The sequence below is a fragment of the Cryobacterium sp. BB307 genome, from assembly GCF_012274275.1.
Taxonomy (GTDB): Bacteria; Actinomycetota; Actinomycetes; order Actinomycetales; family Microbacteriaceae; genus Terrimesophilobacter.
Genome location: NZ_JAANZA010000001.1, coordinates 1150151 through 1171577, shown reverse-complemented (window position 1 = coordinate 1171577; position 21427 = coordinate 1150151). Strand labels below are relative to the sequence as shown.

The following is a 21427-nucleotide window of genomic DNA, read 5'->3' as shown; positions in this document are numbered from 1 at the left end:
GAGGGGTGGTGCCCAGCGGTTGCTGAGCCGGTCTTGCTAGCGTGGACGGCGAGCGCCGACAGCGCTCCCGGACGAGGGATCAGTACCCGGCACGCGACAAGACTGGCCGTGGAGTAGTCATGTCGTGGGTAATCCTGATTCTGTCCGGGGTGCTCGAGGCCGTCTGGGCGACGGCGTTGGGCAAGTCGGAGTGGTTCACCAAGCTCTGGCCGACCGTCACGTTCTTCGTCGCGCTGATCTTGAGCATGGCCGGTCTCGCGTGGGCGATGCGGGACATCCCGACCGGGACCGCGTATGCCGTCTGGGTGGGCATCGGGGCGATACTGACCGTCGCATACGCGATGCTGACCGGAACCGAGCCGGTGTCGCTGGTGAAGGTGCTGCTGATGCTTGGTCTCATCGGCTGCGTCGTCGGGCTACAGATGGTCGGCAGCGCCGCGCCCGAGGCGTAGGCGCCGCCTCTCCCGCTCCCGCCGCTTCCGCAACGTTGCGGCGGTTTGTTATCGATGCGGGTGCTCTAGCGGGCGCATCGATAACAAACGGCAGCACCGTCGAGGGTCTCGGGCGTTCTCGCCGGCGTTTGTTGACCGCGCTCCGCTTTAAAGGGGCGCGCGGTCAACAAACTGGCGCTCGGTTGGGGTTCGGGCGATGCCGGATGGGGTCAGCGCGCGGCCGGCACCGACTCCACCTCCGCCGCCCGACCATCGGCAACCGTCATCCACTGCTCGATCGGGCTCTTCCAGACGACAGTCGCGATCGCGGTGAGCGCGATGAGGTAGAGCGCGCCGGACGCATAGTACGCCCACGGCACGAAGTTGCCCACCGCGAACTCGAGCGGGAGGAACACGAACAGGGCAATCGGAATCCACACCGGCCCCACCTTGGCGCGCAGCAGCCCGATGCCGAGGAACAGGATCGCGAGGATCGTCCCGATCATGCCCATGAGCAGCGGGATGCCATCGACCCATCCGATCTCGCGGTCGAGAATGGCGTTGTGGATGTCACGGTTCGCGGTGTCGGCGGCCATCGCCAGGGTGACAAAGGAGCCACCGGCAAAGATCGTGTGGCCGAAGCCGCCGATGATGCCGAAGGTCGCGGCGAGGTTGGACATCACGGGCGAGCGCGAACTGACGAGCTGCGCACCGCCGAGCAGGCCGACGATGAAGAACAGTTGCGCGTAGGCGAAGGCGAGGGCAGAGATGGTCGCCGTCGCCGGCGTAGCGGCGATGGCACCGAGCAGTCCATCCGCGTGCTCTGCCGCTGGCCAGAGCAGCACCCAGACGACGACTAACGCGCCGGTCAGCACCAAACTGAGCGCGGTCAGGAAGCGACGGTATTTCGCGGTTGTGGTCATGATTCCTCCAAAGATTTGACCTGCTCGCAAGACGCTAGGGAGGCATCCGATGACCGGCATCCGCCGTCGGATTCAACTTCGATCGCCAGCGGGCGACACCTCGGTCAACTTCCGGTGATTCCCGCGGGCGCATCGCCCGCGTATCCTCGGGCATGTGACGCGCCGCAGCCTCGTACATCTGACTCAGGATGCCGCGGTCGCAATCATCCTGTGTGGCGTCGCGATCGCCGAGCTCTGGGTGCCGCTGCAATCCGTGTATGGGGACGGTTCAAAGGAACTCGGCACCGCGCTCGCGATTTCCGTGTGCCTGCTGCTGATCGTCCGCCGTTTCGCGCCCCTGGCGACCTTGACGGCGATTGTCGTGTTGTGGGCGGCTGTTTACTCGATCACACCTGTGCCCGTGCTGTTCTGGGGCCAGTTCTTCCCGCTGCTGGTCGCGGTCTATTCGGTTGCCAGGCACGGCAAGGGATGGCGCAGCGCCGCGGGCGCCGGCGTTGCCGCCGCCATGCTGATCTTCTTCGACTTGCGCGTAGACGTGATGCAGTCCCCCGAGGAGATGATCTACCACTGGACCGTCACGGCCCTCGTCTGGGCATCCGGTCGGGGACTGAGTCTGTTCGAGAAACGTGCCGCGGACGCGGCGACCCGAGCATCCGAGGTCGAAGCGGAGAGCCGGATGCAGGCGCTGCAGGCGGTCGCCGACGAACGCGCGCGCATCGCGCGCGAACTGCACGACATCATCGCGCACTCGGTCAGCGTGATGGTTGTGCAGGCGGGGGCCGCGGAGCAGGCGGCCGACGACGAGGCGATCGTGCGCCAGGCGCTGCAGAACATCCGCACGACCGGAACGTCCGCCCTCGCCGATATGCGTCGGGTGGTCGCCATGTTGCGCACCCCGGACGACGAGCGTTCCCTCGAACCGCAGCCCGGACTGGCAGAACTCCCCCGGCTGATAGACCAGGCGTGTGACGCCGGGCTCGACACCGAACTTCGCATCGAGGGTGAACCGCTCGAGCTCCCTGATGGACTTGATCTCGCGGTCTACCGGATCGTCCAAGAAGCCCTGACGAACACCCGACGGCACTCCTCCGCGCGCAGCGCAATCGTCACCGTGCGATTCACAGCGGGAGAGGTCGAAGTGACCGTTGCTGATGACGGCATCGGCGCATCCGGCAAGCCGAACAGCCATGGCCACGGACTGATCGGCATGCGCGAGCGCGCCACGCTGTACGGCGGCCGGCTGGAGACAACGAGTGAGCCGGGCGGATTCGTGGTGCACGCGGTCCTCCCGGTCGGAGTGCTGCTGTGACGCGCGTGCTGCTGGCGGACGACCAAGAGCTGGTGCGCGCTGGCTTTCGGCTCATTCTCGAGCGCGCCGGCATGGACGTCGTCGGTGAAGCCGCCAACGGCGAGGAGGCGGTGACGCTCGCGGGTGAGCTCTCCCCCGACGTGGTGCTCATGGACATCCGGATGCCCGTTCTCGACGGCATCGGCGCAACCCGGCGGGTGCTGGCCGAGTGCGACCCGGCGCCGCGAGTACTTGCCCTGACCACGTTCGACCTCGACGAGTACGTGTACGAGGTGGTGCGGGCCGGTGCCAGCGGCTTCCTGTTGAAGGATGTGTCGCCGACCGACCTGGTTCACGCGGTCGGCGTTGTCGCTCGAGGGGAGGCGATGCTCGCCCCGGCGGTGACGGCCCGACTGCTCGAGCGATTCACCCAACGGCCGCTCGGTGGGCCATCCCCGGTGGTCGCATCCCTGACCGACCGTGAGTTGGAGATCGTGCGGCTCATCGCGCGCGGATACTCCAACTCCGAAATCGGGCAGGAGCTGTTCCTCAGCGAGGCGACGGTCAAGACCTACGCGTCACGCCTGCTGACCAAGCTCGCGCTGCGCGACCGCGTGCAGGTCGCGGTGTTCGCGTATGAGAACGGCATCGTGCAGGTCGGCGACCCGACCCCACCTCGCTAGTCGCGGTTGCGGGCCGGGTTCGAGAGTGTTCCGATGCCCTCGATGGTGATGTCCACCCGCTGCCCGTCGGTGAACCCGCCGAGGCCGGCCGGCGTCCCGGTGAGGATGACGTCCCCGGGCAGCAGCGTCCAGACATCCGACGCGAACTCGATGATCTCGGGGATCTTGTACAGCATGTCCGCGGTGTTCCCCTTGCGGCGGGGCTCACCGTCGACGAAGGTCTCGATCTCGAGGTTGGTCGGGTCGAGCTCGGTCTCGATATACGGGCCAAGCGGGCAGAACGTGTCGTACCCCTTCGCACGAGCCCACTGCCCGTCCGCGAACATGACGTCGCGCGCGGAAATGTCGTTGGCGATCGTATAGCCGAAGATGTAGTCCATCGCGTTCTCGGCCCTGACCTGCTTCGCGATCCGGCCGATCACGATCGCCAGTTCACCCTCGTGCACGATGCGACCATCCACCGGCGGGATCATGATGGTCTCGCCCGGTCCGATGACCGACGTGTTCGGCTTGAGGAAGATCAGCGGGTTGTCCGGCGCGGCGCTCGTGATCTCCGCCTTGTGCGCGGCGTAGTTGAGGCCGACGCACACCACCTTCGACCGAGGGATGACCGGCGCGAGCAGTCGGGAGTCCTCCAGCGCGACCCGCTCTCCGGTGGTGTTGAACCCACTGAACATGGGGTCCCCAGCCAAAACGACGAGCTCCTGGTCGTCGACGATTCCGAACCTCGGGTCTTCCCCGGCACTGCTAAAACGCGCGATCTTCACCCGATCAAGCGTACCCGTCCGGGGAGGCCCGCCTTTCCTTAGGTCAGCCGTCCAGGCGGTGCATCCAGCCGTGCTTGTCTTCGACGCGCCCGTACTGGATATCGGTGAGCTCCTGCCGCAGCGACATGGTCAACTCGCCCGGCTGTGCATCCGCGTCGCCGATCGTGAAATCGGCGGCCTTGAGCTGCGCGATCGGCGTCACCACCGCGGCGGTGCCGCACGCGAACACTTCGACGATGTCCCCGGATGCCGCGCCCTCGCGCCACTCGTCGATGGTGACCTGGCGGCGCTCCACCGTGTGGCCGCGGTCCTCGGCGAGCTTCAGGATGGAGTCGCGGGTGATGCCCTCGAGGATGCTCTCCGACTCGGGCGTGACCACGCGGCCGTCCTTGTAGACGAGCACGACGTTCATCCCGCCGAGTTCCTCGATGTACTTGCCCTCCACCGAGTCGAGGAACATCACCTGGGCGCAGCCCTGCGCGGCGGCCTCCTCCTGCGGCAGCAGCGACGCTGCGTAGTTGCCGCCCGTCTTCGCCGCCCCGGTGCCGCCCTTGCCCGCACGCGAGTAGTTCGTCGACAGCCAGATCGACACTGGCGCGACACCGCCGTGGAAGTAGGCGCCGGCCGGGCTCGCGATCAGGTAGTAGGCGACCTTGTGCGCGGCGCGCACGCCCAGGAACGCCTCCCTGGCGAACATGAACGGCCGCAGGTAGAGGCTCGTCTCTGGCTCGGATGGCACCCAGTCGCCGTCGACGGCGATCAGCTGATGCAGCGAGTCGAGGAAGTACTCGACCGGCAGCTCCGGCAGGGCGAGCCGGCGGGCGGAGCGCTGCATGCGCTGGGCGTTGGCCTCGGGACGGAAGGTCCAGATCGAGCCGTCAGCATGCCGGTACGCTTTCAGGCCCTCGAAGATCTCCTGCCCGTAGTGCAGCACCGCGGCCGCCGGATCGAGGGTGATTGGGCCGTACGGCTGCACCCGCGGGCGGTGCCAGCCGCCGTTGACACTCCAGCAGATGTCGACCATGTGGTCGGTGAAGTTCTTGCCGAAACCGGGGTTGGCCAGGATCTCTGCACGTTCTTGCGGGCTCTTCGCGGCCAGGTTCCGTGTCACCTGGAATTCGAGTGCTGCATCCGTTTGTGTTGAGGCCATCGCCAATCCTTCGCTCTTCGCTGTCCGGGAGAGACCGGACTCATCCATTCTGCGCTTCTTTGATGAGCGCAACGATCGCGTCACCCACCTGCGCGGTGCTGCGCGCGTCCGATCCACGCGACCCGAGGTCGGCCGTTACGGCGTCGGTGACCCGCGCCGCGGCATCCGGCAGTCCCTGCTGCTGCAGCAGCAGCGCGACCGACAGGATCGCAGCGGTCGGGTCGGCGATCTGCTTTCCGGCAATGTCGGGCGCCGACCCGTGCACCGGCTCGAACATGCTCGGGAAGGTGCCGTCCGGGTTGATGTTGGCGGATGCGGCCAGGCCGATCCCGCCGCAAACCGCCCCGGCGAGGTCGGTCAGGATGTCGCCGAACAGGTTGTCGGTGACGATCACGTCGAAGCGCGACGGATCGGTGACCAGGAAGATCGTTGCCGCATCGATGTGCAGGTAGTCGACCGCGACCTCCGGGAACTCGACGCCAACGCTGTCGACGGTGCGCTGCCAGAGCGAACCCGCGTAGGTGAGCACGTTCGTCTTGTGCACGAGGGTGAGCTTGTTCCGCCGCTGGGCCGCAGTGCGGAACGCGAACCGCACAAGCCGCTCGACCCCGTACGCGGTGTTGACGCTCACCTCGGTCGCGACCTCGGCCGGCGTGCCGACCCGGATGCTGCCGCCGTTGCCGGTGTACGGACCCTCCGTGCCCTCCCGGACCACCACGAAGTCGATGTCGCCCGGGTTGGCCAGCGGAGACGCGATCGACGGGAAGAGCCGTCCGGGTCGCAGGTTGACGTAGTGGTCGAAGGCGAACCGGAGCTTGAGCAGCAGCCCGCGCTCGATGAGCCCGCCCGCGAGCCTCGGATCGCGCGGGTCGCCGCCGACAGCTCCGAGCAGGATGGCATCGTGCTGGCGCAGCGCCTCGAGGTCCGCGTCGTCCAGCACCCGCCCGGTGTCGAGATAGTGGCCGGCACTGAAGGGGTACGGCGTCGCGTCGATCGTCACGTCCGCGGGCACCGCGGCTTCGAGCACCTTGAGTGCTTCTGCGGTGACCTCGGGGCCGATTCCGTCTCCGCCGATGACGGCGAGAGAGATGTTTCTGGGCATGGTTGGCTACTCCGGCTCTGCGGGGGTGTGCATGCCACATTAGCGCGCAGGCGGCTCTCAGCCGGTTCCCATGGTGGATTGCGAGTCTGATTCACACAACGCCAGTTCGGCTCTGGATGGGCCGGGCATCGGCGAACAGAAAGGATCGATCGTGGGAATTGGAACCGGAATCGTCTTGTTCGTGATCGGCGCCATCGTCACCTTCGCGCTGAACTTCGAGGTTCAGTTCGTCAACTTGGATCTGATCGGCTGGATCCTGATGATCGCCGGAGTGGTCGTATTCCTGATCTCGCTCGTCCTGGTGCTTCGACGCCGCTCAAGCGTTGAGACCGTTCGTGAGGTCGGGGGAACCGGTGACCGCACCGTGCAGCGCGAGACGCGCAGCGACGTCGATCCGACGCTTTAACGACGTCTAGGCAGGCTGCCCCGCGGAGCATCGGTTGCACCGCGGGGCAGTTCTCTGTCTAAGTGCGGTCTCAGGATGCGGCAGCGGGTGCCAGTTCGTGGGCTCCACGGCGAGCGGATGCGAGGGCGATGGCGAACAACACGGCCCACGCCGCGGACATCGGCAGGTTCAACAGCACGCGCCAATCCTGGATGTTGAACGGCAGCCCGATCACGAAGGCCGCGAGCAGCAGGGAACCAAGCCACGCGCGGAGCACCGGGGAGCGCAGCACCGCGAAGCCCGCGATGCCCGTCGCAAGCAGCGGGACGAAGCGTCCCAGAGTGTCGGAGTCGACCAGCCACCACAACGGGTTGCCGTAACTTGATCCGCGGTTTATGGCGATACCGACCGCAAGCAGCAGGGCCCCGATCGCCAGGGTCGTCGCTGTCGCGATCCTGCCCCAACGCGGCAGCGTGCGGTGGCCTGCGACCGCGACCGCAAGCAGCGCTACCGCAATGAGGAACAGCCACGAGATGTCCTCGGATGGGCGGTGGGCCGCGCCGCCGCTGCACGCCTGACCGACGCACCCTTCAGGGCGCAACGCGAGGAGCACGGCGTGCGCCGCCATCACCACTGCGCCGACTACTCCTGCGATGGCTGGAACCAACGCTGGCTCCGACCGCCTCATTCGCAACCTCTCGTCAGGCGACTACGTCAATCTGACGAATGTAGTCGGCGTCGATCGCCTGCCGCACCGTCTCGATGAGTTCTTCCGAGACCGGTGAGTCGACGGTGAGCACCGACAGCGCCTGGCCGCCGGCCTCCCGGCGACTTATCTGGAGGCCCGCGATGTTGATCTGGGCATCGCCGAACTCCTTGCCGAAGATCGCGACGATGCCCGGCCGGTCGGTGTAGAGCATAACGATCAGGTGCTCGTCGAGCGGCACCTCGACGTCGTAGCCGTTCACCGCAACGATCTTCTGCGACTGCTTGGTGCCGATCAGGGTGCCGGACACCGATACCTCGGTGCCGTCGGCGAGGCCGCCGCGGATGGTCAGCAGGTTGCGGTACTCCTCGCTCTCGGCGTCGGTGATCAGGCGCACCGGGATGCCCCGCTGCTCGGCGAGCAGCGGCGCGTTCACGTAGGACACGGCCTCGCTCACGATGTTCGTGAAGTAGCCCTTGAGCGCGGCAAGCTTCAGCACGCTGACGTCGAAGTCTACGATCTCGCCGCGAATCTCGACGTCGATGCTGGTGACCGGACGCTGAGCCAGTCCGGCGAACACCTGCCCCAGCTTCTCCATCAGCGGGATGCCCGGACGAACGGTCGGGTCGATGACACCGCCGGCGACGTTCACGGCATCCGGGACCAGCTCACCATCGAGGGCAAGCCTCACCGAGCGGGCCACCGACACGCCCGCCTTCTCCTGGGCCTCGTCGGTGGACGCGCCCAGGTGCGGCGTGAGGATGATGTTGTCCAGTTCGAGTAGCGGTGAGTCGGTGGGAGGCTCGGTGACGAAAACGTCGAGACCGGCGCCTGCGATGCGGCCGTCGCGGAGCGCCTCGTACAGTGCGTGCTCGTCGACGATGCCGCCACGGCTGGCGTTGACGATGCGAAGGTTCGGCTTGGCTTTGGCGAACTGCTCGCGTCCGATGAGGCCGGTCGTCTCGGGCGTGCGCGGGATGTGCACGGTGATGAAGTCGGCCTGCTGCATGAGCTCGTCAAGGCTCAACAGCTGAACGCCCAGCTGCTGCGCGCGCGTCGGCGTCACGTACGGGTCGTAGGCGACGACGGTCGTGTCGAACGCGGCGAGGCGCTGCGCGACGAGCGTGCCGATGCGGCCGAGCCCGACGATTCCGATGGTTTTCTCGTACAGCTCAGTGCCGGTGTACTTGGAGCGCTTCCACTCCCCCGCCTTGAGCGAGGCGTTGGCGTCCGGGATGTGCCGGGCAAGGCTCAGCAGGTGGCCGATCGCGAGCTCGGCCGCGGACACGATGTTGGAGGTCGGCGCGTTGACGACCATGACCCCCGCCTCGGTCGCCGTCTTGACGTCGACGTTGTCGAGCCCAACGCCCGCGCGGGCGATGACCTTCAGCTTGCGTCCCGCTGCGATCGCCTCGGCGTCGACCTTGGTCGCCGACCTGATGAGGATGGCGCTCGCATCTGGAAGCGCTTCGAGGAGCGCTGCCCGGTCGGTGCCGTCGACGTTGCGCACGTCGAAGTCGGGCCCGAGGGCGTCGACAGTAGCGGGTGAGAGTTCTTCTGCGATCAGCACGATCGGTTTCGCCACGAAAGCATCCTTCGCCAGATAAGAGGGGGAACGCCGCGGCGCACACGGGCGCGACAGGATAACTGTAATGCAGGCCGTTCCGCGCTCGCCGCTGGTTACGCGTCGCTAGGTGAGATAGCCGGCGAGCACGTTGACGCTGAGGGTGACCGCCGCGACCACGGCAAGGGCGGTAGCCAAGGAGAGGACCAGCGGCAGTCGACCCCGCTTGAAGCCGACGATGACGCCGACGACATAGAGCATGACCGGCAGAACCAGGTTCACCACGATCGCCGCCCACGGGATGCCGAGTGGTGCCACGTCAGCCTCGGCCGCGAGCTCGTTGATCTGGTTGATGCTCGTGACGACGCCGATCGCGTCGGAGATCGCCTCGAACAGGTCGTACGCGAACAGCAGCGCGAAGGCCGCCGCGATCGCGACGCGCGCCCAATCGACACGGTCGGGTGCGGCATCCGGAGTTCGTATCGTCTCGGTCATGCGATGAACGGCCATGGGATGAGGACGAGCGCGCCAATCAGCAACCACACCACGCGGGTTGCGGGCCGCTTGTGGCGTGTGAAGACGGCAACGGATGCCGCCCAGAGTGCCGGGGAGACGATCGCCAGGAACTCGCCGAATTGGTACAAGATCACCGGGAGGATCCCGCCGACGGGGATCGGGTTGCGGATGGATGCCAGCACCCAGCCGATCGTATACAGCAGGTAAAGGCCGGCGAAGATGCCGTAAGCGACGAGCGCGAGCGAGCCGGATGCGGTGCCATCGGCCTCGACTGCGTCCGCGCTTGGCGCAGCGGCGTGGCTGGGATCGGACTCGTCACCCCAGCTGAGGGCTTCGTCGTCAGGATCCACGGCCACCCGAGCAACTCTAGCCGCGCCCGCTGCTCGCATTACCGCTGGTTGAGGGATCGACGAAGTCGATCGTCTCGAAATCAGCCACACACGGAAGTTCTTGTGCGGACGGGTTTCGAGACGGTCGCTTCGCGACCCCTCAACCAGCGGGAATGATGACTAGCGCGCGGCGGAGCCGTCCACGTAGTCGTCGTCCTGCTGCTTCCACGCGAACAGGGCGCGCAGTTCCTTGCCGGTCGCCTCGATCGGGTGGGCCTCACCCTTGGCGCGCAGCTCCTTGAACTCCGGCGCGCCGGAGTCCTGGTCGGCGATGAACCGCTCGGCGAACGCGCCGGACTGTACGTCGGCGAGCACCGCCTTCATGTTGTCCTTGACGTGCGGGTCGATCACGCGCGGGCCGGAGACGTAGTCGCCGTACTCTGCGGTGTCGGAGACGCTCCAGCGCTGCTTGGCGATGCCGCCCTCCCACATGAGGTCGACGATGAGCTTGAGCTCGTGCAGCACCTCAAAGTAGGCGACCTGGGGTTGGTAGCCGGCCTCGGTGAGGGTCTCGAAGCCGTACTGGACGAGCTGGGAGACACCACCGCAGAGCACCGCCTGCTCACCGAACAGGTCGGTCTCGGTCTCCTCGGTGAAGGTCGTCTTGATACCGCCGGCGCGAAGACCGCCGATCGCCTTCGCGTAGCTCAGCACGAGCGGCCAGGCGCCCGCGGTCGCGTCCTTCTCGACGGCGACGATCACCGGCACACCACGGCCGGCCTCGTACTCACGGCGCACGGTGTGGCCGGGGCCCTTCGGCGCGACCATGATCACGTCGACACCCTCGGGCGCCTCGATGTAGCCGAACCGGATGTTGAAGCCGTGTCCGAAGACGAGCGCGTTGCCCGCCTCGAGGTTGTCCCGGATGTCCTCGGCGTACAGTGCACGCTGGTGCTGGTCCGGCGCGAGGATGACGACGACATCCGCCCATTTCGCGGCCTCGGCGCTCGGGAGCACCTCGAAACCGGCCTCCTCGGCCTTCGGCTTCGACTTCGAGTCGGGCTTCAGGCCGATCTTGACCTCGACACCCGAGTCACGCAGGTTCTGCGCGTGCGCGTGCCCCTGCGAGCCGTAGCCGATGACGGCCACCTTCTTGCCTTGGATGATCGACAGGTCGGCGTCCTTGTCGTAATAGATCTCGGCCATTGGTTGTTTCTCCTTGCTTGTTCGGATGTCTCTAGCGGGCGGCCGTGCCGGCGCCCGTCAATTCTTGAAGACGCGGTCGGTGATGCTCTTCGGCCCACGGCCGATGGCGAGCAGCCCGGACTGGGCGATCTCCTTGATGCCGTGCGGCTCGAGCACGCGCAGCAGCGCCTGCACCTTGGCGGTGTCGCCGGTGACCTCGATCACCAGCGCATCCGTCGCCACATCGACGATGCGGGCGCGGAACAGGTTGGTCGCCTCGAGGATCGCGCTGCGAGTCGAGTTGTCGACCTTCACCTTGATGAGCATGTGCTCGCGCTCGACCGTCTGCGTCGGGTCCAGCTCGACGACCTTGATCACGTTGACCAGCTTGTTCAGCTGCTTGGTGACCTGCTCGAGCGGCAGTTCCTCGACGTCGACGACGACGGTGATCCGGGACAGGCCCGGGATCTCGCTCTTGCCCACCGCGAGGCTCTCGATGTTGAAGCCGCGTCGGGCGAACAGCCCGGCGACACGCGTGAGCAGACCCGGTTTGTCCTCGACGAGCAGTGACAGTACGTGGCTCATTACTCGTCCTCCCATTCCGGCGCCTTGTCGCGCGCGTATTGCACGTTCGAGTTGCCGACTCCCTGCGGCACCATCGGCCACACCATCGCGTCGGCGCTCACGATGAAGTCGATGACGACCGGACGGTCGTTGGTCTCGTTCGCGAGCTTGATCGCCGCATCGACCTCCTCCTTCTTCGTGACCCGGATGCCGAGGGCGCCGTACGCCTCCGCGAGCTTCACGAAGTCGGGCACCATGACGGTCTCGTGGCCGGTGTTCAGGTCGGTGAACGAGTGGCGCCCGTTGTAGAACAGCGTCTGCCACTGTCGAACCATGCCGAGCGACGAGTTGTTGATCACGGCGACTTTGATCGGGATGTTGTTGATCGTCGCGGTCGCGAGCTCCTGGTTGGTCATCTGGAAGCATCCGTCGCCGTCGATCGCCCACACGGTGCGCTCGGGGTTGGCAACCTTGGCGCCCATCGCTGCAGGCACGCCGTAGCCCATGGTGCCGGCACCGCCGGAGTTCAGCCATGCGTTGGGACGCTCGTACTTGATGAACTGGGCAGCCCACATCTGGTGCTGGCCGACGCCCGCGGCGTAGATCGCCTCCGGTCCGGTGAGCTCACCGATCCGCTCGATCACGTACTGCGGAGCGAGCAAGCCGTCGGCCGGGTCGTCGTAGCCGAGCGGGAAGCTCTTCCGGAGCTCTTCGATGCGTGCCCACCAGTCGGTGAAGTCCGGCTGCACCTTCTTGATTACCTCGTTGTACGCGGCAGCGAGGTCGGTGAGAACGTCCTTCACGTCACCAACGATCGGCACATCGGCGACGCGGATCTTGGAGATTTCGGCCGGGTCGATGTCGACGTGAACCACCTTGGCGTTCGGCGCGAACTCGCTCGGCTTGCCGGTCACCCGGTCGTCGAAGCGGGCGCCGAGCGAGATGATCAGGTCGGATTCCTGCAGCGCAAGCACCGAAGGCACGGTGCCGTGCATGCCGGGCATGCCCAGGTGCTGCTTGTGCGAGTCGGGGAACGCCCCGCGCGCCATCAGCGTCGTCACGACGGGCGCGCCGCTGGCATTGGCGAATGCGAGCAGCTCGTCCGAGGCCCGGCCCCGGATGACGCCGCCACCGACGTAGAGGACGGGCCGCTTCGCCTCGGCGAGCATCCGGGCGGCTGCCTGCACCTGCTTGCCGTGCGCCTTGGTCACCGGACGGTAGCCGGGCAGCTCGACCTCGGTCGGCCAGATGAACGGTGCCGAGTTCTGCTGCGCGTCCTTGGTGATGTCAACGAGCACAGGGCCCGGCCGGCCGGTCGTCGCGATGTGGTGCGCGGCCTGCAGCACGGCCGGAACGTCCTCCGGCCGGCGCACCAGGAACGAGTGCTTGGTGATCGGCATGGTGATGCCGACGATGTCGACTTCCTGGAACGCATCGGTGCCCATTACGGTCGAGAACACCTGACCGGTGATCGCGAGCAGCGGGACGGAGTCCATGTGCGCATCCGCGATCGCCGTCACCAGGTTGGTCGCGCCGGGGCCGGAGGTCGCGATCGCGACGCCTACCTTGCCGGTGGACGACGCGTAGCCCTCGGCCGCGTGGCCGGCGCCCTGTTCGTGGCGCACAAGGATGTGACGGATGGTGGTCGACGACATGAGCTCGTCGTAGAACGGCATGATGGCGCCGCCGGGCAGTCCGAAGACGTCGGTGATGCCGAGCTTCTCGAGCGAGCGCAGCACGGCCCCGGAGCCGGTGAGGATTTCCGGCTCACTGGAGCGTGGATGCGTCGTCGAGGGAGTCGGCACGGGGATAGATTCCGCGGGCATGGTTTTCTGGGTTTCCTTCAGTCGAGGATTGGGGTGCTCACCCGGTGGTCGCGCCCTCCGCAGCGGAGTGCACGAGCTTCGAGTATTTTGCGAGAACGCCACGGGTATAGCGCGGGGGAAGCGGAGCCCAGCCTCGGCGGCGGGCTTCCAGCTCGCTCTCGTCGACAAGTAAGTCAAGTGAGCGGCCTGCGATATCGACCCGAATCAGATCACCATCGCGCACGAACGCGATCGGACCTGCGTCCACCGCTTCGGGAGCTATGTGGCCGATGCACAGGCCGGTTGTGCCGCCTGAGAATCTGCCGTCCGTCAACAGTAATACATCTTTTCCGAGCCCCGCGCCCTTGATGGCGGCGGTGATCGCCAGCATCTCGCGCATCCCTGGCCCGCCCTTCGGCCCTTCGTACCGGATGACGATCACGTCGCCCTTGTTGATGGCGCCCTCTGTCAGGGCGTCCATGGCCGCGCGCTCGCGCTCGAACACGCGCGCCGGCCCCTCGAACACCTCGGCGTCGAAGCCGGCCGTCTTGACCACGGCACCGTCGGGGGCGAGCGAGCCGCGCAGGATGGTGAGCCCGCCGGTCGCGTGGATCGGGTTGTCGAGCGTGCGCAGCACCTCACCGTCAAGCGGCTGCGGATCCAGTTCGGCGAGGTTCTCGGCGACGGTCTTGCCGGTCACGGTGAGCGCGTCACCGTGCAGCAGGCCGGCGTCCAGCAGCGCCTTCATCACGACGGGCACTCCCCCGTGCCGGTCGACGTCGTTCATCACGTACTTGCCGAACGGCTTCAGGTCGCCGATGTGCGGCACCTTGTCGCCGATCCGGTTGAAGTCGTCGAGGGTGAGTTCGACATCGGCTTCCTTCGCGATGGCCAGCAGGTGCAGCACGACGTTGGTCGAGCCGCCGAACGCCATGGCGACGGCGATCGCATTCTCGAACGCCTTCCTGGTCAGGATGTCGCGGGCGGTGATCCCGAGGCGCAGCAGGTTCACGACGGCTTCGCCGCTGCGGTGGGCGAAGTAGTCACGGCGGCGGTCGGCTGCCGGCGGGGCGGCAGAGCCGGGGAGGCTCATGCCAAGGGCTTCGGCCACGCTCGCCATGGTGTTGGCGGTGTACATGCCACCGCAGGCGCCCTCACCCGGCGCGATCGCGCACTCGATGCGGTGCGCGTCCAGTTCCGACATGGTGCCGGCCTTGACCGCGCCGACTGCCTCGAACGAGTCGATGATCGTGACGTCCTTCTCGGTGCCGTCGGAGAGTTTCACCCACCCGGGGGCGATCGAGCCTGCGTAGAGGAAGACGGATGCGAGGTCCAGCCGGGCGGCCGCCATCAGCATCCCGGGCAGCGACTTGTCGCATCCGGCCAGCAGCACGGAACCATCGAGCCGCTCGGCCATCATGACGGTCTCGACCGAGTCGGCGATGACCTCGCGGCTGACGAGCGAGAAATGCATGCCCTCGTGCCCCATCGAGATGCCGTCGGAGACGGAGATGGTGCCGAACTGCAGCGGGTAGCCGCCGCCGCCGTGCACGCCCTCCTTCGCCCCCTGGGCGAGCCGGTCGAGGCTCAGGTTGCAGGGCGTGATCTCGTTCCACGAGCTGGCGATGCCGATCTGAGGCTTATCCCAGTCGGCGTCACCCATGCCGACGGCGCGGAGCATGCCGCGGGAGGTGAGGGCTTCAATTCCGTCGGTGACGACACGGGATCGGGGCTTCAGATCAGGCTCGGACATGGGATCGAGTCTAAGTCGTCCCCGCACCGCCGCTTTCCTGCTGCGCCCGCTCGATGGCCCCGGCGAGCTCGTCGATGAGCAGGCTGTCCTCGGCCATCACACCGGTGCGGTAGCCCGCACGGCCCACCATGTGCGCGGCGATCGGCGCGGTCAGCATCTGGAAGACGAGGATCGGGATGAGCAGCAGGATCGTCGACCAGTTCGGGCTCTGCAGGCCGATCGCGGCGAGGATCACCATCAGCCCGAGGATCTGCGGCTTGGTCGTCGCGTGCATCCGCGCTATCGCATCCGAGAATCGGATGAGGCCGACCCCCGCGGCGAACGACAGGAACGCCCCGACGATCAGGAAGACCGCGGTCAGCACGTCGATCACGATGTCGAGCATGTCACTGCCCCCTTCGCGAGACGTAGCGTGCGACGACGACCGCACCGAGGATCGCCGTGGCGGCGAGCACGAGCATGAGCGGCAGCGTGCGGGTGTGCGAGTTGTAGACCATTTCGGCGCCGAGGATGCAGATGAGCGTGGTCAGCAGCATGTCGGATGCGATCATCCGGTCGAGCAGTTTCGGCCCGCGCGCGATCCGGTACAGAGCCAGCAACGCGGCGGCGAAGAACAGCACCCCGACGGTCCAGAACACCCAGTCGCTCATCGGCGCGCCTCCTCGGCGATGCGGCGCAGGTCGTCCTTGGAGCCGAGCGTGCGCACGATGCGGGACTCCACCAGCAGCACCTTGCGCCGCATCTTCTCGACATCGCGGCCTGAGGCGGTCGGGAAGGTGTGGAAGTACAGGATGGAACTCTCCCGGTCGGCCTCGACCACGAGCGATCCGGGTACGAGGGACAACGCGATGGCCACCAGCGTCATGATCAGGTCGGACCGCGTGTGCAGGTTCACGCCGATGACCGACGAGGTGGGGATCCTGCCTGGTCTCAGCGCCAGGAAGGCGACCTGGAACGACGCGACGATGACGTCTCCGATAAAGGTTGCCAGGAACACCAGCCCATGCCACGGGTTGAAGCGGCCCGACAGGTCGACCGGCGGCAGGTAGAACACGCGGGTCACCACCACCGCGACGAGGATGCCGGTGATCAGGTTCAACCAGGACAGGTTTCCCCACAGCACCATCCACAGCACGACCAGGCCGACAAGCAGCGGCAGTTGCCGGATGAATCGGCGCCGCAGCTCACGCCGTGTCACCTGCGCGTTCACTCCGACACCCCCTCGAACACGGTGGTGACGTAGTAGCCGGGGCCGTCGATGTTCTTGCCGGCGCGCTCGCTGACGTCGAACAGCGGCCCGGCGAACAGCGTCAGGGCGACACTGATGGCAACCATGCCGCCGGTCGCCGCCACCATGATGCGGGGCACGACACGTGCCGTCGCCACCTGGCCGGAGTCGTTGCGGCGGTCGGCGTCGGAGACGGGCAGCGGATGCTCGTAGTCGACGACCTCCTCGGCGTCCCGCCAGAACGCCATGTTCCAGGCGCGCGCGAGGGCGTAGAGCGTGAGCAGCGAGACCAGCGCTCCGGCGCCGATGAGCAGCCACGCGAGCACGGAGCCGTCCTTCGCGCCGGCGTCGAACAGGGCCAGCTTGCCGAGGAAGCCGGAGAAGGGCGGGATGCCGCCGAGGCTGAGCATCGGGATGAAGAACAGCACCGCGATGACCGGGCTTGCCTTCAGCAGACCCCCGATCCGGTTGATCGAGGTGGTGCCCGCGACGCGTTCGACGAGTCCTACGGCGAGGAACAGTGTGGTCTGCACCGTGATGTGGTGCACGACGTAGTAGGTCGAAGCTCCCAGGCCTTCAGCGGTGTTTAGCGCGATCCCGAACACCATGTAGCCGATGTGGCTCACGAGCGTGAAGGACAGCAGTCGCTTGATGTCGGACTGGGCGACCGCGCCGATGATGCCGATGATCATCGTCAGCCCTGCGGCGATCATGAGCGGCACCTGAAGGTCATCGCCGGGGAAGATGATCATCTCGGTGCGCATGATCGCGTAGACGCCGACCTTGGTCAGCAAGCCGGCGAAGACCGCCGTGACCGGAGCCGGGGCGGTCGGGTAGGAGTCCGGCAGCCAGAACGACAGCGGGAAGATGGCTGCCTTGATGCCGAACGCGACGATCAGCATCACGTGCAGGATGAGCTGCACATCCTCGGGCAGTTCGGCCAGCCGCACGGCGAGTTGTGCGATGTTCACCGTTCCGGCTGACGCGTAGATGAAAGCGATCGCCGCCAGGAAGATGATCGACGACACCAGGCTGACCACGATGTAGGTGACTCCGGAGCGGATGCGCTGCTCGGTCCCGCCGAGGGTGATCAGCACGTAGCTCGCCACGAGCAGGATCTCGAAACTTACGTACAGGTTGAACAGGTCGCCGGCGATGAACGCGTTGAAGACGCCGGTCGCCAGAATCAGGTAGGTCGGGTAGTAGATCGACACCGGCGTCTCGTCGTCTCCGTCGGCCAGGCCCTGGCCGACCGAGAAGATGAGCACCGAGAGCAGCACCGCGGCGGAGATGACGAGCAGCAACGCGGCGAGACGGTCGACCACGAGGGTGATGCCCCACGGCGCGGGCCAGCCGCCGACCGCGACCGCGATTGCGCCGTAGGCATCCACGTACCAGAGCAGAAGCCCGCCGATGACGAGCACGACACCGAGCACAGCACTCGCGATGGTCACCTGCGCGCGCGGGTAGCGGGCGAGGGTCAGCGCCGCCGCGGCGCCGAGCAGCGGCAGCAGGACGACGAGCGGGATGAGTGAACTCACAGCTTCTCCTCCTCCTGCAACTCGGTGGCGTGGCCGTCCTCGGCTCGCAGTTCGCGGTCGAGTGCTTCGCGGTCACGTGCCTCGCGCTGCGCCTGCTCCTCTTCGAGCCGCTCGGCTTCCTCGAGGTCGAGCGCGGTCGAGACCGCCGCCGCGGCGCGCGTGCCGAACTCGGTGTCCTCCGCCTCGGCCGAGGACTCGGAGGTGACGGACACCCTCCGCCGGCCGATCTCGACGTCCTCGACGTCGTCTTGCACGACATCCGCGTTCGCCAGCCGCCACGAGCGGTAGATGAGCGCCATCAGGAATGCCGAGACGCCGAAGGTGATGACGATCGAGGTGAGCACGAACGCCTGCGGAAGCGGGTCTGACATCTCGGATGCTGGCGCGTCGCCGTAGAACGGCGGGGTGCCGCTGCGTCCGGCGATTACCAGGATCAGCAGGTTGGTCGCATTGCCGACCAGCATGAAGCCCAGCAGCACCCGGGTCATGCTGCGCTCAAGCAGCAGGTAGACGCCGACCGAGTAGAAGATCGCCATCAGCGCGACAAGCACGAGGGAAACGCTCACACCAGGCTCCCTTCCGCGATCTCATCCGATTCGTCCTCCTGCTGGCGGTCGACCTCAGCGCCCAGGCTGCGCAGCACGTCAAGCACCATGCCGACGACGACGAGGTAGACGCCGACGTCGAAGATGGTCGAGGTGATGAACTCGACGTGGCCGAGGATCGGCAGCTCCGCCTCGAAGAAGGTGGACTCCAGCGGCGCCATGCCGAAGAACAGCGGTACCACCGCCGTGCCGGCGGCGAGCAGCAACCCGACCCCGAGGAGGCGCCCGGCGTCGAGCGGCGCGGCTGCTCCGAGTTCGTAGCGGCCACCGGCCAGGTACCTGGCCGCGAGGGCGAGGCCCGCGACGAGCCCGCCGGCGAACCCGCCACCCGGCGCGTTGTGCCCGGAGAACAGGATGAACAGCGAGACGACGATGATCGCGTGGAACATCAGGCGCACGACGACCTCGAGCAGGATCGACCGGTTCTCCGGCGCGAGCTTGAACCCGGCCAGCAGCCACGCGCTGCGAGTGCTCGCGTCGTCGGGACGCGACTCCTCGTGCGGCCGCTCAGGAAGCGGCTTGAGCCGAGCACGCAGGGTGCGCCGACGCACTTCCTTCGGCGGTCGCGGCAGGTTGTCGGTGCGGCTGCGCAGGAACACCAGGCTCGCGACGCCGGTGGCGGCCGCGATGAGCACCGACAGTTCACCCAGGGTGTCCCAGCCTCGGATGTCGACGAGGATCACGTTGACGGTGTTGAAGCCGTGACCTTGCTCGTAGGCGAGTTGCGGCAGTTCGAGGGAGATGGGCGCGGCGGTGCGAGCGCCGAGCGCGACGATCGAGCCGACCGCCATGACCAGGCCGACACCGATTCCGATTACCGCGCGCAGCAGCCGGTTCCGCGACTCGTGCACCTGCCCCAGCCGGGCGGGCAGTCGACGCAGCACGAGAACAAATGCGATGAGAGTCACCGACTCGACCAGCACCTGGGTGAGGGCGAGATCCGGGTCGCCGTGGAACGCGAACTGTGCTGCCATTCCGTAGCCGGTCGCCCCAAGCAGCAGTGCGGCCTGGAAGCGCTTGTTCGCGCCGGCGAGAGCGATGGCGGCGATGCCCATGACCACGGCGATCGCGAGTTGCGCCGGGCTGTCCCACAGCCGCCACTCGCTCGGCCAGGTCGTGTTCAGGATGAGCGTCGTGCCGACCGTGCCGACGAAGACGAGCAGGGTGACGCCGAGGTAGAACGGCAGCGAACCGCGCTGCGTGGTCGCGGTGATCCGGCTGGCGACCCGGTCGATGCCGCGCATGGTCTCCAGGTAGAGCTCGTTCGCGTTGACGTTCGTGCTCAGCCGAGTCTGGACCGCGCTCACCGGCACGCGCGCCCAGTACAACGCCAGACCACCGAGGATCGTGCCTGCCGAAATCGCGAAGGCGATGTCGAACCCGTGCCAGAGCGCGAGGTGGATGTCCGTCCCCGTGGTCGCGAACTGCGCCGAGTAGCCCTCCAGCGCGGTTCCGATTGGTGCCGCAAGTGGCGCGGCGATGATGCCCGCTGCGGCAAGCAGCGCCGGCGAGAACATGAACCCCAGGCTCTCGTGCACCGGACGCACCTGCTCGACCTCGGTCTTCCGCGCGAACGCGCCCCACAGGAACCGGGCGCTGTAGGCCACCGTGAACACCGATCCGAGTGCGATGCCGACTACCGCGACCCAGCCGAGCAGCTGACCGTCTGCGGCATCCGCCACAAGCGCCGCGAGTACTGACTCCTTGGCGACGAAGCCGAGCGTGAACGGGATGCCGGCCATCGAGGCGGCAGCGACGGTCGCGGTGGTCGCGAGGAACGGAGCCTCCCTGCCCAGCCCGGACAGCTTGCGCAGGTCGCGCGTGCCGGCGCGGTGGTCGATGATGCCGACAATGAGGAACAGCGCCGCCTTGTACAGGGCGTGGGCGAGGAGCAAGGCGACCGCCGCGAGGGCGGCGTTGCGGGTGCCGTACCCGGCGACGGTGATCAGGAAGCCGAGTTGGCTGACCGTGCCGTAGGCGAGCAGCAGCTTCAGGTCGTTCTGCTTGAGAGCCCTCCACGCGCCCAGCAGCATCGTGAGCAGACCGAGGGTGACGAGCGCCTCACGCCATCCGGGGGTATCGGCGAAACCGGGTGCGAGCCGGGCGACCAGGTAGATGCCCGCTTGCACCATGGCGGCCGCGTGCAGATAGGCGCTGACCGGGGTGGGCGCGGCCATCGCGGAGGGCAGCCAGAAGTGGAAGGGGAAGATCGCCGACTTGCTGATCGCCCCGACCAGGATCAGCAGGATGGCGGTGGTCACCAGCGGTTCGACCGGGGCGAGGGCGATGAGTTCGCTCAGGCTCGTGGTGCCGACGGTGACGGACAGCATCACCAAGCCGACAAGCATGACCAGCCCACCCGCGGTGGTGACGATGAGCGCCTGCAAGGCGGCCGTTCGGCTGGCGCGGCGGCCGATGTAGTGACCGATGAGCAGGTAGGAGAAGACGGTCGTGCCCTCCCAGAACGCGTACAGCAGGTACACGTTGTCCGCGATGACCAGCCCGTACATGCATCCGGCGAACGCGAGCAGGGTCGCCGCGAATCGACCGACGCCTTCCTCGTCCCGGCCGAAATAGAAGGTGCAGTAGAACAGCACGAGCGAGCCGACGCCGGTCACGATCAGCGCAAGCAGCCAGGAGAGCGTGTCGAGGCGCACGGTGATCTCGAAGCCGAGCTGCGGTATCCAGGTGAACGATTCAAGGTGGGCGTCGCCGGCGAGCACTGCGGGTGACTGCACGATCGTGACGATGAGTGCGGCCAACGGCACCAAGGCGAGCACGGGGAACATCCGGGTGCCGAAGCGGGCGACCAGCGGATTCGCGACGAGGGCTACGACTGCGAACAGAAGGAGGGTAGCGAGCATTTCCCTCCCGGAGCGTCAGTTGCGGCGGCGCTCGGCGC

22 protein-coding genes and 1 riboswitch are annotated in these 21427 nt (G+C 67.0%); of the genes, 4 read left to right on the top strand and 18 right to left on the bottom strand.

Annotation, left to right across the window (positions count from 1 at the left end; translation table 11 throughout):
• Window positions 1–47 precede the first annotated feature (47 nt).
• A riboswitch (guanidine-III (ykkC-III) riboswitch) is annotated at window positions 48–111 on the top strand.
• Window positions 112–119: 8 nt separating this feature from the next.
• A complete protein-coding gene (locus HGK58_RS05775) occupies window positions 120–452 on the top strand; it encodes a multidrug efflux SMR transporter (RefSeq protein WP_168626531.1) in 333 nt (110 codons plus the stop codon).
• A 209-nt stretch (window positions 453–661) separates the two neighbouring features.
• On the opposite strand, the gene HGK58_RS05770 is transcribed toward HGK58_RS05775, so the two are convergent.
• The gene (locus HGK58_RS05770; RefSeq protein WP_168626530.1) at window positions 662–1354 is read right to left on the bottom strand and encodes a hypothetical protein; all 693 of its coding nucleotides are present in this window, start codon (window positions 1352–1354) and stop codon (window positions 662–664) included.
• Window positions 1355–1508: 154 nt separating this feature from the next.
• Between HGK58_RS05770 and HGK58_RS14030 the strand changes: the two genes are divergently transcribed.
• Window positions 1509–2663 (top strand): sensor histidine kinase, encoded by a 1155-nt coding sequence (locus HGK58_RS14030; protein WP_168626529.1) that lies wholly within the window; start codon window positions 1509–1511, stop codon window positions 2661–2663.
• Entirely contained in the window at window positions 2660–3325 is a 666-nt protein-coding gene (locus HGK58_RS05760; RefSeq protein WP_168626528.1) for a response regulator transcription factor, read from the top strand. Before HGK58_RS14030 ends, HGK58_RS05760 begins: the two co-directional genes overlap by 4 nt.
• Here the strand turns inward: HGK58_RS05760 and HGK58_RS05755 are convergent.
• Genes HGK58_RS05755 through HGK58_RS05745 form a run of 3 tightly spaced genes read right to left on the bottom strand, consistent with a single transcriptional unit; the run spans window position 3322 to window position 6344 of the window.
• Complete coding sequence (locus tag HGK58_RS05755) at window positions 3322–4092, bottom strand: fumarylacetoacetate hydrolase family protein (RefSeq protein ID WP_168626527.1); 771 nt, start codon at window positions 4090–4092, stop codon at window positions 3322–3324. The two genes, HGK58_RS05760 and HGK58_RS05755, sit on opposite strands and share 4 nt — an antisense overlap.
• Window positions 4093–4135: 43 nt before the next feature.
• A complete protein-coding gene (locus HGK58_RS05750; protein ID WP_168626526.1) occupies window positions 4136–5242 on the bottom strand; it encodes a branched-chain amino acid aminotransferase in 1107 nt (368 codons plus the stop codon).
• Window positions 5243–5282: 40 nt separating this feature from the next.
• Window positions 5283–6344 (bottom strand): 3-isopropylmalate dehydrogenase, encoded by a 1062-nt coding sequence (locus HGK58_RS05745; protein ID WP_168626525.1) that lies wholly within the window; start codon window positions 6342–6344, stop codon window positions 5283–5285.
• 151 nt (window positions 6345–6495) lie between these two features.
• Between HGK58_RS05745 and HGK58_RS05740 the strand changes: the two genes are divergently transcribed.
• Window positions 6496–6750 carry a DUF6458 family protein gene (locus HGK58_RS05740; protein ID WP_168626524.1) on the top strand — a complete coding sequence of 85 codons (255 nt, stop codon included), beginning with the start codon at window positions 6496–6498 and terminating at the stop codon, window positions 6748–6750.
• 70 nt (window positions 6751–6820) lie between these two features.
• On the opposite strand, the gene HGK58_RS05735 is transcribed toward HGK58_RS05740, so the two are convergent.
• From HGK58_RS05735 to HGK58_RS05670, 14 genes are all read right to left on the bottom strand, one after another.
• On the bottom strand, window positions 6821–7396 hold the full coding sequence (locus tag HGK58_RS05735; RefSeq protein WP_168626523.1) for a hypothetical protein: 576 nt from the start codon (window positions 7394–7396) through the stop codon (window positions 6821–6823).
• Between the two features lie 34 nt (window positions 7397–7430).
• Entirely contained in the window at window positions 7431–9020 is a 1590-nt protein-coding gene (serA, locus tag HGK58_RS05730; RefSeq protein WP_168626522.1) for a phosphoglycerate dehydrogenase, read from the bottom strand.
• Between the two features lie 105 nt (window positions 9021–9125).
• Window positions 9126–9494, bottom strand: coding sequence for a hypothetical protein (locus HGK58_RS05725; protein WP_168626521.1), 369 nt, complete (start codon window positions 9492–9494; stop codon window positions 9126–9128).
• Complete coding sequence (locus HGK58_RS05720; RefSeq protein WP_168626520.1) at window positions 9491–9871, bottom strand: hypothetical protein; 381 nt, start codon at window positions 9869–9871, stop codon at window positions 9491–9493. The genes HGK58_RS05725 and HGK58_RS05720 overlap by 4 nt, the downstream gene beginning before the upstream one ends.
• A gap of 153 nt (window positions 9872–10024) precedes the next feature.
• Entirely contained in the window at window positions 10025–11077 is a 1053-nt protein-coding gene (gene ilvC / locus HGK58_RS05715; protein ID WP_349236165.1) for a ketol-acid reductoisomerase, read from the bottom strand.
• A 30-nt stretch (window positions 11078–11107) separates the two neighbouring features.
• Complete coding sequence (gene ilvN, locus HGK58_RS05710; protein ID WP_168626518.1) at window positions 11108–11614, bottom strand: acetolactate synthase small subunit; 507 nt, start codon at window positions 11612–11614, stop codon at window positions 11108–11110.
• On the bottom strand, window positions 11614–13419 hold the full coding sequence (locus tag HGK58_RS05705; protein ID WP_168626517.1) for an acetolactate synthase large subunit: 1806 nt from the start codon (window positions 13417–13419) through the stop codon (window positions 11614–11616). Before HGK58_RS05705 ends, ilvN begins: the two co-directional genes overlap by 1 nt.
• 37 nt (window positions 13420–13456) lie before the next feature.
• The gene (gene ilvD, locus HGK58_RS05700; protein ID WP_168626516.1) at window positions 13457–15151 is read right to left on the bottom strand and encodes a dihydroxy-acid dehydratase; all 1695 of its coding nucleotides are present in this window, start codon (window positions 15149–15151) and stop codon (window positions 13457–13459) included.
• A 10-nt stretch (window positions 15152–15161) separates the two neighbouring features.
• Window positions 15162–15536: a monovalent cation/H(+) antiporter subunit G gene (mnhG, locus tag HGK58_RS05695; protein ID WP_168626515.1), complete on the bottom strand. Its 375-nt coding sequence runs from the start codon at window positions 15534–15536 to the stop codon at window positions 15162–15164.
• A gap of 1 nt (window position 15537) precedes the next feature.
• The gene (locus HGK58_RS05690) at window positions 15538–15801 is read right to left on the bottom strand and encodes a monovalent cation/H+ antiporter complex subunit F (protein WP_168626514.1); all 264 of its coding nucleotides are present in this window, start codon (window positions 15799–15801) and stop codon (window positions 15538–15540) included.
• Complete coding sequence (locus HGK58_RS05685) at window positions 15798–16361, bottom strand: Na+/H+ antiporter subunit E (protein ID WP_168626513.1); 564 nt, start codon at window positions 16359–16361, stop codon at window positions 15798–15800. The genes HGK58_RS05690 and HGK58_RS05685 overlap by 4 nt, the downstream gene beginning before the upstream one ends.
• Entirely contained in the window at window positions 16358–17920 is a 1563-nt protein-coding gene (locus HGK58_RS05680; RefSeq protein ID WP_168626512.1) for a Na+/H+ antiporter subunit D, read from the bottom strand. The genes HGK58_RS05685 and HGK58_RS05680 overlap by 4 nt, the downstream gene beginning before the upstream one ends.
• Window positions 17917–18486, bottom strand: a complete 570-nt coding sequence (locus HGK58_RS05675; RefSeq protein ID WP_168626511.1) for a Na(+)/H(+) antiporter subunit C — start codon at window positions 18484–18486, stop codon at window positions 17917–17919. Before HGK58_RS05675 ends, HGK58_RS05680 begins: the two co-directional genes overlap by 4 nt.
• Window positions 18483–21389, bottom strand: a complete 2907-nt coding sequence (locus HGK58_RS05670; RefSeq protein ID WP_168626510.1) for a Na+/H+ antiporter subunit A — start codon at window positions 21387–21389, stop codon at window positions 18483–18485. Before HGK58_RS05670 ends, HGK58_RS05675 begins: the two co-directional genes overlap by 4 nt.
• Between the last annotated feature and the right edge of the window lie 38 nt (window positions 21390–21427).

Coding starts and splice junctions, on each gene's coding strand:
- HGK58_RS05775 (WP_168626531.1), top strand. CDS start 120: ATGTCGTGGGTAATCCTGATTCTGTCCGGGGTGCTCGAGGCCGTCTGG.
- HGK58_RS05770 (WP_168626530.1), bottom strand. CDS start 1,354: ATGACCACAACCGCGAAATACCGTCGCTTCCTGACCGCGCTCAGTTTG.
- HGK58_RS05750 (WP_168626526.1), bottom strand. CDS start 5,242: ATGGCCTCAACACAAACGGATGCAGCACTCGAATTCCAGGTGACACGG.
- HGK58_RS05745 (WP_168626525.1), bottom strand. CDS start 6,344: ATGCCCAGAAACATCTCTCTCGCCGTCATCGGCGGAGACGGAATCGGC.
- HGK58_RS05725 (WP_168626521.1), bottom strand. CDS start 9,494: ATGACCGAGACGATACGAACTCCGGATGCCGCACCCGACCGTGTCGAT.
- ilvN (WP_168626518.1), bottom strand. CDS start 11,614: ATGAGCCACGTACTGTCACTGCTCGTCGAGGACAAACCGGGTCTGCTC.
- HGK58_RS05705 (WP_168626517.1), bottom strand. CDS start 13,419: ATGCCCGCGGAATCTATCCCCGTGCCGACTCCCTCGACGACGCATCCA.
- ilvD (WP_168626516.1), bottom strand. CDS start 15,151: ATGTCCGAGCCTGATCTGAAGCCCCGATCCCGTGTCGTCACCGACGGA.
- mnhG (WP_168626515.1), bottom strand. CDS start 15,536: ATGCTCGACATCGTGATCGACGTGCTGACCGCGGTCTTCCTGATCGTC.
- HGK58_RS05690 (WP_168626514.1), bottom strand. CDS start 15,801: ATGAGCGACTGGGTGTTCTGGACCGTCGGGGTGCTGTTCTTCGCCGCC.
- HGK58_RS05670 (WP_168626510.1), bottom strand. CDS start 21,389: ATGCTCGCTACCCTCCTTCTGTTCGCAGTCGTAGCCCTCGTCGCGAAT.